General features: G+C 41.3%; 15 protein-coding genes and 3 tRNA genes. 11 read left to right on the top strand and 7 right to left on the bottom strand.

Annotation, left to right across the window (positions count from 1 at the left end):
* Window positions 1-493 precede the first annotated feature (493 nt).
* Both sodB and purR read left to right on the top strand, forming a co-directional pair.
* Window positions 494-1072: a superoxide dismutase [Fe] gene (sodB, locus tag PSF27_RS03150; RefSeq protein ID WP_206084045.1), complete on the top strand. Its 579-nt coding sequence runs from the start codon at window positions 494-496 to the stop codon at window positions 1070-1072.
* 433 nt (window positions 1073-1505) lie between these two features.
* Window positions 1506-2531 carry an HTH-type transcriptional repressor PurR gene (gene purR / locus PSF27_RS03145; RefSeq protein ID WP_206084044.1) on the top strand — a complete coding sequence of 342 codons (1026 nt, stop codon included), beginning with the start codon at window positions 1506-1508 and terminating at the stop codon, window positions 2529-2531.
* Here the strand turns inward: purR and punR are convergent, their stop codons facing one another.
* Complete coding sequence (gene punR / locus PSF27_RS03140) at window positions 2532-3443, bottom strand: DNA-binding transcriptional activator PunR (protein WP_272538600.1); 912 nt, start codon at window positions 3441-3443, stop codon at window positions 2532-2534. It abuts the gene before it with no gap.
* Window positions 3444-3566: 123 nt separating this feature from the next.
* Here punR and punC point away from each other — a divergent pair, with 123 nt between their 5' ends.
* From punC to PSF27_RS03125, 3 genes are all read left to right on the top strand, one after another.
* Window positions 3567-4790: a purine nucleoside transporter PunC gene (punC, locus tag PSF27_RS03135; protein WP_206084042.1), complete on the top strand. Its 1224-nt coding sequence runs from the start codon at window positions 3567-3569 to the stop codon at window positions 4788-4790.
* Window positions 4791-5106: 316 nt separating this feature from the next.
* A complete protein-coding gene (locus PSF27_RS03130) occupies window positions 5107-5865 on the top strand; it encodes a helix-turn-helix transcriptional regulator (RefSeq protein WP_241016832.1) in 759 nt (252 codons plus the stop codon).
* A 24-nt stretch (window positions 5866-5889) separates the two neighbouring features.
* Window positions 5890-6162, top strand: coding sequence for a putative quinol monooxygenase (locus PSF27_RS03125; protein ID WP_206084041.1), 273 nt, complete (start codon window positions 5890-5892; stop codon window positions 6160-6162).
* A 188-nt stretch (window positions 6163-6350) separates the two neighbouring features.
* Here PSF27_RS03125 and PSF27_RS03120 read toward each other — a convergent pair whose 3' ends face one another.
* Window positions 6351-7016, bottom strand: coding sequence for a riboflavin synthase subunit alpha (locus PSF27_RS03120; RefSeq protein ID WP_206084040.1), 666 nt, complete (start codon window positions 7014-7016; stop codon window positions 6351-6353).
* 276 nt (window positions 7017-7292) lie between these two features.
* Here PSF27_RS03120 and PSF27_RS03115 point away from each other — a divergent pair, with 276 nt between their 5' ends.
* From PSF27_RS03115 to PSF27_RS03090, 6 genes are all read left to right on the top strand, one after another.
* The gene (locus PSF27_RS03115; RefSeq protein ID WP_206084039.1) at window positions 7293-8666 is read left to right on the top strand and encodes an MATE family efflux transporter; all 1374 of its coding nucleotides are present in this window, start codon (window positions 7293-7295) and stop codon (window positions 8664-8666) included.
* A gap of 156 nt (window positions 8667-8822) precedes the next feature.
* A tRNA-Val gene (locus PSF27_RS03110) sits at window positions 8823-8899 on the top strand.
* Between the two features lie 30 nt (window positions 8900-8929).
* Window positions 8930-9006 (top strand) — tRNA-Val (locus PSF27_RS03105).
* Between the two features lie 33 nt (window positions 9007-9039).
* A tRNA-Val gene (locus PSF27_RS03100) sits at window positions 9040-9116 on the top strand.
* A 405-nt stretch (window positions 9117-9521) separates the two neighbouring features.
* Complete coding sequence (gene pykF / locus PSF27_RS03095; protein ID WP_206084038.1) at window positions 9522-10934, top strand: pyruvate kinase PykF; 1413 nt, start codon at window positions 9522-9524, stop codon at window positions 10932-10934.
* Between the two features lie 415 nt (window positions 10935-11349).
* On the top strand, window positions 11350-11586 hold the full coding sequence (locus tag PSF27_RS03090) for a major outer membrane lipoprotein (protein ID WP_047756290.1): 237 nt from the start codon (window positions 11350-11352) through the stop codon (window positions 11584-11586).
* Window positions 11587-11682: 96 nt separating this feature from the next.
* Here the strand turns inward: PSF27_RS03090 and PSF27_RS03085 are convergent, their stop codons facing one another.
* The 5 genes from PSF27_RS03085 to sufC all read right to left on the bottom strand — a co-directional run bounded on the left by PSF27_RS03085 (window position 11683) and on the right by sufC (window position 16675).
* On the bottom strand, window positions 11683-12747 hold the full coding sequence (locus PSF27_RS03085) for a L,D-transpeptidase family protein (protein ID WP_206084037.1): 1065 nt from the start codon (window positions 12745-12747) through the stop codon (window positions 11683-11685).
* Between the two features lie 203 nt (window positions 12748-12950).
* Window positions 12951-13367, bottom strand: coding sequence for a cysteine desulfuration protein SufE (gene sufE, locus PSF27_RS03080; RefSeq protein WP_272538654.1), 417 nt, complete (start codon window positions 13365-13367; stop codon window positions 12951-12953).
* Between the two features lie 36 nt (window positions 13368-13403).
* On the bottom strand, window positions 13404-14642 hold the full coding sequence (gene sufS, locus PSF27_RS03075) for a cysteine desulfurase SufS (RefSeq protein WP_206084036.1): 1239 nt from the start codon (window positions 14640-14642) through the stop codon (window positions 13404-13406).
* A 4-nt stretch (window positions 14643-14646) separates the two neighbouring features.
* The gene (gene sufD, locus PSF27_RS03070) at window positions 14647-15954 is read right to left on the bottom strand and encodes a Fe-S cluster assembly protein SufD (RefSeq protein ID WP_272680850.1); all 1308 of its coding nucleotides are present in this window, start codon (window positions 15952-15954) and stop codon (window positions 14647-14649) included.
* Window positions 15929-16675 (bottom strand): Fe-S cluster assembly ATPase SufC, encoded by a 747-nt coding sequence (sufC, locus tag PSF27_RS03065; RefSeq protein WP_047757043.1) that lies wholly within the window; start codon window positions 16673-16675, stop codon window positions 15929-15931. The genes sufD and sufC overlap by 26 nt, the downstream gene beginning before the upstream one ends.
* Between the last annotated feature and the right edge of the window lie 38 nt (window positions 16676-16713).

Genomic DNA, 16713 nt, shown 5'->3' with positions numbered 1-16713 from the left:
ATTAAAGATCGGGGGCAACCAGACATAGCCCCTCTTTTCTTCAAGGCTTTTATCTACTTGCTTACAACTATCATTTTCATCAATGTCATTTTTTTGATTAGAACTTTCATTGGCTGGAACTAATGTCAACCACTGGCAAATAAATACTAAAATTCAAAGCATTATGCCAATCCTCTGCAATATTGCCCCCATTGATGACAGTCCTTTAGAACCACCCTCGCTCGTTATTATTTCTACATGTTCTCTGTATGCAAGAACCGAACACATCACTTAATCCAATAACAATAAAATATTATTCAAACATTTTATTGTTAACATGCGATTAACGCGATTACATTTACCCTTTGTAGGGTTAATCGTGTTACTATTAATATATTAAGAATCATACAGGCCATTTGGCAAAACTGTAGATAAACAATGAAGTACGACACTTAGCTCACTTTACGAGCAAACACCCATATGTTTTGATACAAAAGCAATCAAGGAGTACGTTATGTCATTTGAACTTCCCGCTCTACCGTATGCAAAAGATGCTTTAGAACCTCATATCTCTGCTGAGACCTTAGAATACCACTACGGTAAGCACCACAATACCTACGTTGTTAACTTAAACAACCTAATCAAAGGCACTAATTTTGAAGGTAAATCGTTAGAAGAAATCATTAAGACTTCTGAAGCTGGGGTATTTAACAATGCGGCTCAGGTTTGGAACCATACCTTCTATTGGCACTGCTTAGCACCAAATGCAGGTGGCGAACCAACGGGGAAAGTTGCAGACGCTATCAATAAAACCTTTGGTTCTTTCGCCGAGTTTAAAGCACAATTTACGGATGCAGCAACCAAAAACTTTGGGGCTGGCTGGACTTGGTTAGTGAAAAAAGCCGATGGTAATTTAGCTATTGTTAACACATCTAACGCAGCAACACCAATCTCTGGTGATGATAAACCTGTGTTAACAGTAGATATTTGGGAACACGCTTATTATATTGATTACCGTAATGCACGCCCTAAATATTTAGAAAATTTCTGGGCACTAGTTAACTGGAAATTTGTAGAAGAAAATTTAGCTTAATTATTAAACAGTTATTCTAGATCGATTAAGGGCGAGTTAAAACTCGCCCTTATGCATTCACCCAATGAAGATGAAACACAAATTAGAAGATATGTGCAGCAATAAAAATAATCATTGCTAATGAACCCAGCGCAGCTAGTAATCCATATTTAACATCTGTATCCATGAGTTCCTCTCATCCTAACAAAATTGAATTAACAATAACCACTCAAACCATAAGGTTATTAAGTATACACATCCAAAAAAGCGAAACCAGTGTCTATATCACATGTTATAACATCAATTATTTCTTTCGTTTTTGCGCTAGATCAGACAAAATCGACAACAAATCGCTAAATTATTGCCAGCGAAGGATCTATGCATCAATATGCAGGTAATTTTTTAACTAGAATTCTTAGAGAGACCTATAGTTGGTCAGGAGTTTTATTCCCCCATGGCAACGATTAAAGATGTGGCGAAACGCGCTGGCGTCTCTACCACCACCGTATCCCATGTTATTAATAAAACGCGCTTTGTGGCTGATGACACCAAGGCTGCGGTTTGGGCTGCCATCAAAGCGCTCAATTATTCACCTAGTGCGGTTGCCCGTAGTTTAAAAGTGAATCACACGAAATCAATTGGTTTGTTAGCGACGTCGAGTGAGGCGCCTTATTTTGCTGAAGTTATCGAATCCGTTGAAAACAGCTGTTATGAAAAAGGCTACACACTGATCCTCTGTAACTCTCATAATAATTTGGGTAAACAAAAAGCCTACTTGCAAATGCTTGCACAAAAACGTGTCGATGGTCTGCTGGTAATGTGTTCTGAATATCCTGATACACTCATTGGCATGCTCGAAGATTATCGCAATATTCCGATGGTGGTAATGGATTGGGGCACATCGAGAGGGGATTTTACCGATAGCATCATCGATAATTCATTCCATGGGGGCTATCTCGCAGGACGTTATCTCATTGATAGAGGACATCGTGATATTGGTGTGATCCCAGGCTCCCTTGAGCGGAATACTGGGATTGGGCGTCTGACTGGCTTCCAAAAAGCAATGGAAGAAGCCAAAGTGACCTTAAAAGACGAATGGATTGTCCAAGGGGATTTTGAACCTGAGTCTGGCTATAAAGCGATGATGCAGATTTTGAGCCATAAACAGCGCCCTACCGCCGTTTTCTGTGGTGGTGATATCATGGCAATGGGGGCGATTTGTGCGGCAGATGAAATGGGCTTGCGCGTTCCACAAGATATCTCAATCATCGGTTACGACAATGTGCGCAATGCGCGCTATTTTACGCCTGCATTGACTACTATCCACCAACCTAAAGAGCGTTTAGGGCAAATGGCGTTCGCTATGTTATTAGACCGTATAGTGAATAAGCGCGAAGACGCTCAAACTATCGAAGTTCATCCTCGTCTTGTTGAGCGTCGTTCGGTTGCTGATGGGCCATTTATTGACTATCGTCGATAATCAATATGATGTTGATAACCATTCTGCGTTGAGCGTTTCATTATCGCCAAGATAATCTAATAACCAGCTCAGTGCGGGAGAGGTGTTTTTTTCTACCCATGTTAAACAACATGGGCTGGGTGGAAATGGCTGTGCTAATGTCAATTCCACCAGTTTACCTTCTGCGCATAAAGGAGCTGCTCGATGTTCGGGCACCATCCCCACACAAAGGCCATTTGCCAAACAAGCTAAGCCATTTTCCCAATAGGGAACCACTAAACGCCGTTGGTTATCCAGCGCCCAAGTATCTCGTTTAGGTAAACTTCGAGAAGTATCTTCTAAGCACAAACTTGGATATGCACGCATTTCATCGTCTGTTAGGCTATGTTCTATTTTTGCTAATGGATGTTCAGGGCTTGCGACACACATCCACGACATAAACCCCATATCACGAAAGCTGTAACGTTCGCCAATCGGTGAAGCTCGGGTGGCACCAATCGCCACATCCACGCGGCCATCCGCTAAGGCATCCCAAACACCATTAAATACTTCTGGGTGTATATACAATTCAATGTCAGGGAAATGGCGATAAAAATCGAGAATAAGTTGCTCAGTCCGCTGTGGTTTAACGATGCAGTCAACTGCAATGCTGAACTGCCCACGCCAACCATTAGCCGCTTGTTGGCATTGATGACGTGTCTCTGTCATTTTTTTGATAACAGAACGGCTTTCTTTAATAAAAATCAGCCCTGCTTCGGTTAAAATGACGTCCCGGTGTCGACGTTCAAACAAGGGAACGGCTAACCATTCTTCAACTTGTTTGACGGTATAGCTGATTGCTGAAGGTACGCGGTGTAACTCATCTGCGGCACCACTGAAACTCCCCGTTCTTGCAACGGCATCAATTACTTCAAGTGCATGAGCTGACCACATAGTCTCTCCTTTCAAATATTTTGATAGCAAGATCCAAATATTACCGTTTCACAAGACAAAAAAATAGCCTATACAATGTCATCACCGTTAACATTTTTTTAAATATCAGATAAGTAAATCATTATGACGACGACTGTGAAAAAAAATTCCCCTGGATTTATGCTGTACCTTGCAGGATTAAGCATGTTGGGGTTTTTAGCCATTGATATGTACCTGCCTGCTTTTGGTGCAATGCAGACCTCTTTGCGCACAACAGAAGGGGCTATCAGTGCTTCTCTCAGTATCTTTTTAGCAGGCTTCGCGTTTGCTCAGCTACTTTGGGGCCCACTTTCAGATAAACTTGGCCGCAAGCCTGTGCTCATCGTTGGTCTTACTATCTTTATTGTGAGCAGTTTAGCGATTTTTTGGGCCACGACAGCAACACAATTATTAACCTTGCGTTTTTTACAAGCCGTTGGTGTGTGCTCCGCCGCCGTTTTATGGCAAGCCCTTGTTATCGACCGTTATGATGAAGCAAGCACACAAAAAGTTTTCGCATCTATCATGCCATTAGTCGCGCTCTCCCCTGCGCTTGCGCCGTTATTAGGTGCATGGGTGCTTGAACACCAAACTTGGGAAGCTATCTTTTTAATCTTAATGGCTGTCGGTGTTTTATTACTCTTACCGACATTTTTCCTCAAAAATATTTCTGTAAAAAAACACGAAGATGAAAACCAGCCTCAAACCAAAATCTCATTTGGTAAGTTACTGAGCTCTCCCATTTTTAGTGGCAACGTCTTAGTCTATGCCTCTTGTAGTGCAGGCTTTTTTGCTTGGTTAACTGGCTCCCCCTTTATCCTACGTAATATGGGCTTTAACCCAGCGGATATTGGATTGAGCTATATCCCCCAAACACTTGCTTTCATTGTTGGTGGCTATGGTTGTCGCCTTGTTTTGGCCAAGGTGCGTGCTGAAATCTTATTCCCACTACTCTTAATTGGTTATGCAGTTAGCATGTCCATCTTATTCATCATGGCTATCTATACTGAACCATCATTAACCATGATTTTAATTCCATTTTGCTTTATGGCTGCCATGAACGGAGCATCGTATCCAATAGCTGTTTCAAAAGCATTAAATACCTTCCCTACAGCAAGTGGTAAAGCAGCGGCATTACAAAACGCTTTACAACTTGGCTTATGCTTCTTAGCTAGCTTGTTAGTTTCCGCTTTAACTTTTGACCCACTTCTTGCAACAACGGGTGTGATGGCCTTTACCATTATTCCAATGGCGATTGGTTATTTTATGCAGCGCTGCGCTGTCAAAGATGAAAAAACGTTAAAACCAGTTGATTGCCAAGCAAATTAATTCCTTTAGATTCGTTATACGCTGTGCCGCTACTATGCGGTACAGTTTCTCATTATTACTTCCCCATTAATCAAATATATTATTCTTAAGCTAACTGTAGGCATTGACTACGCTTTTGTCATATTCCGTAGCAGGTGATATTTGCTTAAAAATGCGGTTTAACGCATTATCCATTAGCGACCTTTACCTAATTAAAGCGTATTTCACTAAAAAAAAGCTATTTTATTTTTTTATCTTCTAAAACTCATGCTTTCAATGGTTATTTTTCTTGTCAAAAAACGCTATCATTACCATAACAAATAATGAGTGCTCAAGTATGATGTTGAAACAGTATTATCCACCAGATGAATTGAAAGGCTTTGTTAGTTCTATTTTGATTATCAAAGAGTTCACCAGTGCGATTAAAATTTTTCCAGGGACAGGGGCTGAAATTTGGGTTTCATCGGATCCAATTTGTATGTCTGCTGACGGCCACTCTACGACTAACTCATTTCAACTCATCATACCGAGAATCAATACGTTTACAGCAAACCCTAATCATGCAAAAACCATGGTATTGCGTATTCGCCACGACGCATTACGCTTTTTGTTACCCCAACGGACATTCAATTATACGGATAGGCCCATTGCCCTTGCTGATATTTGGCAAGATAACTGGTTTGAAGCGCTTGCCTGTTCATCTTTTAAAGAGCTATTAGATTGCTTTACTCAAACTAAAGCGACCAAAAAACCGCATTTCACGGATGAAATCATCGAATTGCTCTACCGTAATCCAACAAAAAAAATCACCGATATTGCCGATGAGACAGGTTTTCATCTGCGTGTCATTCAAAAAGAGTTTTTAAAAGAGTACGGTATTACACCCAAACGCTACCAGATCAATTGCCGCTTAGAACACGTTTTAAAAAACATGGTAATAGATCATGATACTTATCGCTGGTTTGAAACAGGCTATTATGATCAATCTCATTTTTATCGAGATTTCAAAAGATACTTTACTATGACCCCGTCCGCCTTTTTAAAATCAGATTATTCGCTTTTTTACAATACAAAAACCAAGTACCCATTAAGATAGTTCTTAATACATAAGGAGAACGGAATGAGTATTGTTGTGTATGCCCAAATTACAACTGAAAGAACGGATGGGTATTTAACGAGAGAAATCATTCGTGACTTAGCAAAGCTGAGCCGCCGCGAGAAAGGATGCATTCAATATGATCTTATGGCTAAAGAAAACGGCTATATTGTTTTCGAAGAGTGGGAAAGCACTCAGGCACTCGAAATGCACAAAAACAGTCCGCACTTTAGGCGCTTAGTTGAAGCGATTGAACGTGATAATGCCAGTTTTTCTGTTAATTTTAGTGAAAAGTAACCGATTAAAAAACAAGGTTTTAATCAAATTAGCTATTTTGGTAGTCTGTGGTGTTATTGACTCGATGTTTTTAACAACTTTACACTTGATTAAACACCTTTATCCTAACAACTCTAAAATTTTCATGTTATTAAGGCTATAGTATGACTATATCTACTATAGCCTCATATTCTTCCGCTGTTGATGAATTATTCTGATTTAGCCTTTTCGACAGCGTCATTTCCTTGTTGCAATAACTTTTCTTGTTCTTTTTGGTTGAGCACTCGCTCAACAGTATCCACTATTGCTTGAGTTTGTGGGTCTATCTCAATATTAATCTTATCCCCTAAACGCTTTTGCCCTAATGTTGTTCTTTCTAACGTTTCAGGGATTAAATGTACACAAAAACGGTTATTGATAACATCGCCAACCGTGAGGCTAATTCCATCAATGGCAACAAAACCTTTGTGTAAAATATATTTCATCAATGCTTTATCATGAATAGATAGCCATATTTGATGGTTATCTTCTGAAGTGAAAATTTTACTGATTTCTGCGGTTGTCATAATGTGTCCAGATACCACATGACCACCAATTTCATCACCGTATTTCGCTGCACGTTCAATATTGACAACATCCCCCTCTTGTAGCGCACCCAAATTTGTCAGACGGAGCGTTTCTTTAATTAAATCAAAGCTAACCCTTTCACCATCAATTTTAGTGACCGTCAAACAGCAACCATTGTGGGCTACTGAGGCTCCCGTTTCTAAACCAACCAGTAATTCAGGGGTGAATTTCATGACATGAGTGCGAAAATTCGCTCTTTCCGTAATTTCAATAATTGGAGCGGTCGCTTGAACAATACCTGTAAACATAATGACTCTCTGTGTCGTGAATTAATTTGTCCAGTTTACCTAAGAATTTTTTGAGATCTATCTTATTTGAGTGATGAGATACAGACTGAATAACTACCTGTAATCAAATACACTAAGAGACAAAAGTGCTCTTTCATCAATAAGCAGTATATCTTTATTGGAATACATTGGTAAAAGGGATAGAATAAAGGGTTTTTAATAACATTTTGATTTATTGCTAAATCATTTATTTTTCTCGTTTTTCTTCTTCATTATTTTTATTATAAAGGTGTATGCGTGCAGAAATATTTTACAGAAGCGCGTAGCTTGTTGGCTCTCGGGATCCCTATCGTTTTAGCTCAGTTTTCACAAACCGCCATGGGGTTTGTCGATACGGTTATGGCAGGTAGTGTCAGTGAAATCGAGATGTCCGCAGTTGCAGTTGGGTTTTCCATCTGGCTGCCAGCTATTCTTTTTGGTCAAGGTTTACTAATGGCATTGACCCCGATCGTTGCTCAAATGAACGGGTCTGGCCGCCGTAACTTAATTGGCGATCAAATTCAACAAGGTCTGTGGTTAGCGCTATTTTTAGCCTTGGGTATTATGTGTTTGCTTTATAATAGCCAACTAATTATTAGCAACATGCCACACATTGATCCAGAACTTGCCGACAAATCCGTTCGTTTCTTACATGCCATCATGTGGGGTGCGCCTGGGTATTTATTCTACCAAGTCTACCGTAGTCAATGCGAAGGCCTGTCGAAAACTAAGCCGGGGATGGTGATTGGTTTTCTAGGCTTAATGGTCAATATCCCAATTAACTATATCTTTATCTATGGCCACTTTGGTGCACCTGCTCTCGGTGGGGTTGGTTGTGGTGTCGCGACTGCATCAGTGTATTGGGCAATGTGCATGATGATGAGATGGTACGTGAAACGCGCTTCAGCTCAGCGCGATATTCGTCCGACTGTACCTTTTACATCGCCAAATCCATTAATTTTAAAACGAATTATTGTGTTAGGTACGCCAATTGGCTTAGCGTTGTTCTTTGAAGTTACATTATTTGCCGTTGTTGCACTGCTAGTTGCACCATTAGGGGTTGTTGCCGTTGCAGGCCACCAAGTTGCACTGAACTTTAGTTCAGTCATGTTCATGTTCCCATTATCCCTGGGGATCGCCGCGACAATTCGCGTCGGTTATAACTTAGGCCAACAATCTACTGAGGCGGCGAAAGTCTCTTCTTATACTGGCCTTGCCGTTGGTTTAATGATTGCAACAATTACCGCAATTTTTACCGCTGTTTTCCGCGAACCGATTGCAATGATGTATAACAAAAATCCAGAAGTGGTTGTTTTAGCAACTAGTTTGATGCTTTATGCCGCTATCTATCAGTTATCCGATTCTGTGCAAGTTATTGGCGCAGGGATTTTACGTGGCTATAAAGATACGCGTTCAATCTTCTTTATTACGTTCACTGCATATTGGTTATTAGGTTTACCAGCGGGCTATATTTTAGCACTGACCGACTATGTTGGACCTGCAATGGGCCCCAAAGGTTTCTGGATAGGCTTTATTATTGGACTCAGCGCCGCAGCGGTGGGTATGGCAACACGAATTATGTGGATCCATAAGCAACCTGAGCAAGCTGTTCTGTTACGTTCAACACGCTAATCGCCAGTTTTTTAAGCAATTAATTGTGTGGGAAGATGTATTTCGCACCAGATAGTTTTAAATACGAGCAAACTGTCGCAAAATTACATTTTCCCCTTGCCAGATTCACAGCATAACGTTAATATTCGTCCCCGTTGTCACCTAGAAGTTTTAAGCGCGTCCGTAGCTCAGTTGGTTAGAGCACCACCTTGACATGGTGGGGGTCGGTAGTTCGAGTCTACTCGGACGCACCATTCTAGTTAGCACAACACGTTAATTTCAGTGCGTCCGTAGCTCAGTTGGTTAGAGCACCACCTTGACATGGTGGGGGTCGGTAGTTCGAGTCTACTCGGACGCACCATTTCAAGTTAACACAATAGGTTAATTTTTCAGTGCGTCCGTAGCTCAGTTGGTTAGAGCACCACCTTGACATGGTGGGGGTCGGTAGTTCGAGTCTACTCGGACGCACCATTTCCTAACTACTTCATTTATATTCCAATATTTTCCTTGATTGTCACTTAAAATTGCCTTATTTTGTTGCGCAACAAAATAACCCACACAAAATCAACCGAATAATTGATCTTAGCTATCTCTTCATTCAATTTAGTAAAATTTGATTTGTCTCACAGTTTTTTGTTGTCTATAATACTCTCGCTGGCTGAAAGGTTTCACCAGCAATAAATCAGTATGTTAGCTTTAATGAAACTTGTCGACTACACTATTATTAGAATCAAATTGTGACAAGTTTCATTATAGTATTGAATTTAATACCAGACTGTCGCCTATTCTTATAAATGAGTTGCGCAACAAGTTTTATCATGCGCACTAAGCGTCGGCGGCAATACCGATTTCCTTTATAACCTTAGATAGACTGCCATGAAAAAAACCAAAATTGTTTGTACTATCGGCCCAAAAACCGAATCTGAAGAAAAACTGACCCAACTCTTAGATGCAGGCATGAATGTCATGCGTCTGAACTTCTCCCACGGTGACTATGAAGAACACGGTCAACGTATCAAAAATCTTCGCTCTGTTTGTGCAAAAACTGGTAAGCAAGCAGCTATCCTGCTAGACACTAAAGGCCCTGAAATCCGCACCATGAAACTAGAAGGCGGCAACGATGTTTCCCTCGTTGCAGGTCAAACCTTTACCTTTACCACAGACACATCTGTAGTCGGTAATAAAGATAAAGTAGCCGTCACCTATGCTGGCTTAACAGCTGATCTAAAAGTAGGTAACACTGTTTTAGTCGATGATGGCCTTATTGGCATGAAAGTCACCAATGTCACCGCAACTGAAGTGGTTTGTGAAGTATTAAACAATGGTGATCTTGGTGAGAAAAAAGGTGTCAACTTACCAGGCGTTTCAATTGGTCTACCTGCATTAGCAGAAAAAGATAAAGAAGACCTTGTGTTCGGTTGTGAACAAGGTGTTGATTTCGTTGCTGCATCATTTATCCGTAAACGCTCTGATGTTGAAGAAATTCGTGCGCACCTGAAAAAACACGGCGGCGAAAATATCCAAATTATTTCTAAAATTGAGAACCAAGAAGGTTTAAACAATTTTGATGAGATTTTAGAAGCCTCTGACGGCATCATGGTTGCTCGTGGAGACTTAGGCGTTGAGATCCCAGTTGAAGAAGTTATCTTCGCGCAAAAAATGATGATTGAAAAATGTGTTAAGGCTCGCAAGGTCGTTATCACAGCAACACAAATGTTAGATTCAATGATCAAAAACCCACGCCCTACTCGTGCTGAGGCTGGTGACGTAGCGAACGCCATTTTAGACGGTACTGATGCGGTTATGTTGTCAGGTGAAAGTGCGAAAGGTAAATACCCAGTAGAAGCTGTGACCATTATGGCAACTATCTGTGAACGTACTGACCGCGTGATGCCAACCCGTATTGATAACCAAAAACCAAGCCAGCGCTTACGTGTTACTGAAGCGGTATGCCGTGGTGCGGTTGAAATGTCTGAAAAGCTAGACGTTCCACTGATTGTTGTCGCGACCTACGGTGGTAAATCAGCGAAGTCTGTTCGTAAATACTTCCCGACTGCGCCAATTCTTGCCTTAACCACTAATGAAGAAACTGCACGCCAGTTACTGTTAGTTAAAGGTGTGATCCCAATGATTGTCGGCGGTTTCACTTCTACGGATGATTTCTACCGTGAAGGTAAACGTGCTGCATTAGAAAGCGGTTTAGCGGTTGAAGGGGATGCCGTTGTGATGGTGTCAGGTGCACTTGTTCAAAGCGGAACAACCAATACCTCTTCTGTTCACGTTCTATAATTAATATTTTATAGAATACGAAAAGGCCGATAGTTGTTAATTCAGTTATCGGCCTTTTTTATTTTAAGTTAACATTTAGTGCTACCTTGACTTAACTATTTACCCGTTTAGGTTTCTTTAGCAAATATCCTATCTCTATTTAAGCGTAATATCACAAAATGCTCTTTGATTGTTCAAATAACAACCTTCATTAATCTTAATTTAAATTTTTCTTCTTTTTCCTACGACTAAATGTAAAGTATTTCTAGCAAATCTTTAAATTAAGTACTAGCATAAGACTTAGTAAGTGCCATACCCTAATTTTCATTAGGTTGTTTTAAAGGGATATAGCAAGCTTAAAGATAATCGTCTTGGCTCTATTATTTGGTGACTTGCTCTTTATATTTTCAAGATAATCAATCTAGAGGGTAAAATAATGATTCGTACTAAAATTCTACTGGGCTCTATCGTATTAGCTTCAGCATTACTAGCGGGTTGTTCTAACAGCACTGAAGTGCAAAAACTCTCTTCAGACGTACAAACTCTGAATGGTAAAGTTGATCAGCTGAGCAACGACGTTCAGTCACTGCGCTCTGATGTTCAGACAGCTCAAGAAGAAGCAGCACGTGCTAACCAGCGTCTGGACAACCAAGTTCGTACTTACAAAAAATAAGTTCGAATTGGTCGTTATCTAGTTTAAACGACGCTTTTTAGAAGCTGATAGTATTTATGAGGGCCTATGAAAATAGGCCCTTATTTTTTGTGCTGATTATTGAGCAGCTAAAGAGGAGCGGTATTTTGTGGGTAATAATGCGCCAATTTTACCATCGTAAATCGGGCCAGGCTGTGAAATGGTGAATGGCTCAATAGGGGTTAGCCCTTCATATTGGTTTTCATGCACTGGTTCATTAGTGCCTTGATCATTATTTATACGTACAGGCATTCCAGAACGCCTAGCAAGCTCTTTTTGTACTAAAGCCTTATCAATCCCTTCATTTTCAAGAAAACGCTTGAAATCATCAGAGAGCTTGATTGGCATCGTTTGTGGATCATCGTGACTCGAACGGGATAACGGTTGATGCACCTCAATGTAATAGCTTCCATCTGCTTCTTTAGAATATTTCACCGCTTGGTCAATAACTTGGACACGAGTTCCTCTCGGAACTGTTTTAAACAGTGCTTCAATATCATTGGGGCGTAACCGGATACAACCAGAACTTACTCGCATTCCAATACCGAAGTCAGCGTTAGTACCATGGATTAGATATTCGCCACGACCATAGGCTAAACGTAAGGCATACAATCCCATTGGGTTTTCAGGGCCTGCTGGCACTACAGCGGGTAATGTAATCCCTTCTTTTGCATAATTCTTACGAATATTTGCTGTCGGTGTCCATGTTGGGTCTTTAATCGATTGACTGACTGACGTGACCATTTCTGGGGTATCACGACCTAATTGACCAATACCAATTGGATAAACAACGACATTGTCGCTGTTTGCAGGGTAGTAATATAAACGCAGCTCTGCCAAGTTAATCACGATACCTGTTCTTGGCGTTGACGGTAATAACATTTGCGCAGGGATAATCAGCTCTTTACCTGCTTCAGGCAGATAAGGGTCAGTACCTGGGTTTGCCTCAAGCATTCCCAACAAGCCAATTTCATGCTCACTGGCAATCGCCTCAAGGGGACGGCCATCATTCGGCACCACATACGTGTAATTTTCCCCGATGAGTCGGGTGTTACTGTCAGGTAATGGGTACTCTTTTGCCTGAGCTGGCGCTAACAACGCGCTCATGACAAATAAACTTGCCACCGTTAAAACTCTTTTCATACCTACTCCAAGGAAAATAGTGTGCTTACAATAATGCAATGATTATTGCTCATAATAGCAACTATTCTTAATATCTTTAATACTTAATGAATATTTTAGTTAACTAATATTATTGAACAAATCTTTATTGGATGATAGAGCGTTGACAAAGCACTAAGTTAGGGGGAAATAGACGAGGGAGCTGGGTTACTCCCTCGGTAAAATTAAACTAATTCATTTGCACGGGCTAAGATGGTGCGGATCATCGCATTCAACCCTTGTGTTCGCGAAGGGGTTAAATGTTGTTCTAACGCTAATTGCTCAAAAAAAGATTTTACATCTAACGCTAAAATTTGCTGTGGTGTTTTACCTTGAAAAAGAATAATGACAATCGCCACCAGCCCTTTAACGATTGCAGCGTCGCTATCCCCTGCAAAGGCAATTGTGCCATCAGATTGTAACTGCATATCAATCCACACTTGGCTTTGGCAACCCGCGATAAGATTGCTCTCGCTTTTTTGTGTTTCATTAAGTTCAGGCAAGCGACCACCCAGCTCAATCATATACAAATAACGTTCTTCCCAATCCTGGCAACGCGCAAAATTACGTAATAATTTATTTTCATCGGGTAATGCAGGCATACTCACTTCCTTTACCATTCACTTATTTCTTTGTGCTTAGCCTAACAATTTTTTAATACGCTGTAACGCATTGAATAACGCATCAATATCTTCTTTAGTGGTATAAATTCCCACCGAAGCACGGCACATAGCAGGAACGTGGTAATGTTCCATCAATGGTAAAGCGCAGTGGTGCCCTGTTCGAATAGCAATACCATACCTATCCAAAAAAGACCCCACATCGTAGGCATGGTGTTCACCAAGGTTAAAAGCCAAAACGCCTTCACGCTGGTCGTTACCGTATAACCTGATGGACGGGATGTCTTTGAGCTTTTGCGATGCATACGCCATAATTTGCGCTTCATAAGCAAAAACATCGCGTAAATTTAATGCAGTTAAATAGTCAAACGCGGCACCTAACCCAATAATTGCACTCACATTTGGCGTGCCCGCCTCAAAACGCCAAGGCGCATCCGCAAAGGTAATCCCCTTAGTTAGGCTAACTTGGCGGATCATCGCCCCGCCGCCTTCCCATGGTGGCATCACATCTAAGATAGCCTTTTTCCCGAACAAAATACCAATACCCGTTGGCCCGTATAATTTGTGCCCCGAGAACACATAAAAATCACAGTCCAGATCCTGTACATCAACCTGTTGATGCATCGCACCTTGGGCACCATCCACTAAAATTGCCAGTTCACTGCTTTTTTGCGAGGCAATATCACGTGCTTGCTGGATAATTTCTTTAACTGGGTTTACAGTGCCTAGCACATTCGAAATATGTGTGAAGCTCAGTAACCGTGTTCGTGCATCGATAAATTCATTGAGTTTATCTAGCTGCAAGGTTCCATCATCTGAAATAGGGATCACTCGCACTTCAAAACCAATTTCTTCGGCTAATAGAAACCAAGGAACGATATTGGCATGGTGCTCCATTTCGGTGATGACGATATTGTCGCCTTCAAAGAGATGTTTGCGCCCGTAGCTATTGGCAACGAGGTTAATCCCTTCTGTGGTACCTTTAACAAAAACAATTTCTTCGTTTGAGCCTGCATTGATGAAATCTGCGGCCTTTTGGCGCACCTCTTCCATCATGGTTGTCGCATTGGCACTGAGCGTGTGAATGCCGCGGTGAACCGCGGCATACTGATGTAACGTAAATTCACTCTCGCGCTCAATAACTTGCAACGGTTTTTGTGCACTCGCTGCACTGTCTAAATAGACGAGTGGATGGTTATTCACTGATTGTGATAAGGCAGGAAAATCCTGCCTGACTAACGCAACATCAAATGACATGGGATTAAACCTCCGCTAAGCGCTGGCGGATGTTTGCCATCACAGCGTGTTTTAACTCTTCTGACTCAATAGACTCAGTCAATTCCGCAGCAAATGCGATGATAATCATATACTTAGCAGCTTTACCATCAATTCCTCTTGAGCGCAGATAAAATAATTGCTCGTCATCGATTCGACCGACTGTCGCACCATGGCCACATTTCACGTCGTCTGCATAAATTTCAAGCTGTGGCTTGGTATCAATTTCAGCCTTATCACCGAGCAACAAGGTATTGTTCGTCATTTGGCCATCAGTTTTCAGCGCATTTGGGGCAACTTTGATCATCCCATTAAACACAGCTTTACTGCTGTCCATCGCAATCACTTTATGCAATTGACGGCTGTTACAGAAACTGTTGTTGTGTTCTAAATACGTCCGCGTATCTGCAATTTCGCTATCTTTTGGCAACAATAAGCTATTAAGCTCAAGCTCTGTATTTTCACCATCAAGACGAGCACTCGTGTGGTTACGTGTTAAACCCGCACCCAACAAGAAACTGGTACTTTTAACGCGGCTATCACGCCCAACTACAATATCATTATGGGCGAAATGTTGTGCCTGTGAACTTTCCACATTGAGTTTGAAGTGGCTAAAGTCTGCATTGTCACCCACTTCGGCGGTTAAACGACTCCCCGTCATGTGCGCTTGACCATTTAAACTAACAAAGTGCTCAATGACCTGCGCTTTACTGTTGGTATCGAGTGTTAAATGATAACGATACTGGCTGATATTCATCGCCTGTTCATCATTTTTGCCACTCGAAATATTCAGTAAATACAACGGTTTTTCTGCTATTTTATTCGCGGCCAAGTGAATCACTAACGGCTGTACTGCCAAGCTTTCCGTTAAATGCAAAAAAATTTCGCTATTGACTGGCGCAGGGAGTAAATCTTGATTATCGAGCAGAGACACTTGGAAAGGCCCGACATCAATAGAACTCAGAGCTGAACTATAGCGCCCATCAATTAATACAATACGGTAAGCATCAATTGGTAAGGCTAACTTTTCACATTCACTCGCGACGGCATCTGCATCACTAAACTGATATTGAGTATTCAGTACGCTATTTAGTGGTGTGTAGTGCCAATCTTCATGGCGAAACGCAGGTAAGCCGACTTGTTTAGCCTGTTCCCAATGGTTTTTTGCGTGCTGTGAATTTTCGCCTAAGCGTTGTTCGAATAGCTTCGCAAAGCGTGACATAGCTTGCTCATTCAGTGCAGCAACTTCAGCACGCTTTTGTGCTCTTTCACTGTTGGTCAATAAGCCAGCCATAACCCTGCTCCTCCAGTTTTTTCGCCAAACTGAAATCACCTGATTTGATGATTTTCCCTTGATATAAAACGTGGACGAAGTCAGGTTTTACATAATCTAAAATGCGCTGATAGTGTGTCACAATAATAAATGAACGTTCAGGAGAACGCAGTGAATTCACACCGTTAGCGACAATTTTTAAGGCATCAATATCCAGCCCCGAATCCGTTTCATCAAGAATACACAGTTGTGGTTCTAATGCGGCCATTTGCAGGATATCATTACGTTTTTTTTCACCGCCAGAGAAACCGACGTTAACTGAACGCGCTAATAAATCCTCTGGCATTTCCAATAATTTAATTTTATCTTCGATAAAATCTTGGAAATCAAAACGGTCTAATGCATCTTGCTGGCGATATTCACGCACTGCGTTAACAGCTGTTTGTAAGAAAAATTGGTTACTCACGCCAGGAATTTCAACTGGGTATTGGAAGGCTAAGAAAACACCTTCGCCCGCTCGTTCTTCAGGGTCTAATTCAAAGAGATCTTTACCTTTGAAGGTCACTGAACCGCTATCAATTTCATATTCTTCGCGACCCGCAAGCGTTGCCGATAATGTACTTTTGCCTGAACCATTTGGGCCCATGATAGCGTGAACTTCCCCTGGTTTCACTTCCAGAGATAACCCTTTTAAAATTTCATTACCTTCTACACTCACGTGTAAATCTTTAACACTTAACATATTTACATGCCTTTAGCGCTCACGCGCAAATAAACTCG

Source organism: Providencia sp. PROV129 (assembly GCF_028482245.1).
GTDB lineage: Bacteria > Pseudomonadota > Gammaproteobacteria > Enterobacterales > Enterobacteriaceae > Providencia > Providencia vermicola.
The sequence above is the reverse complement of the archived record's forward strand: the minus strand, read 5'-3'. Positions and strand labels throughout refer to the sequence as shown.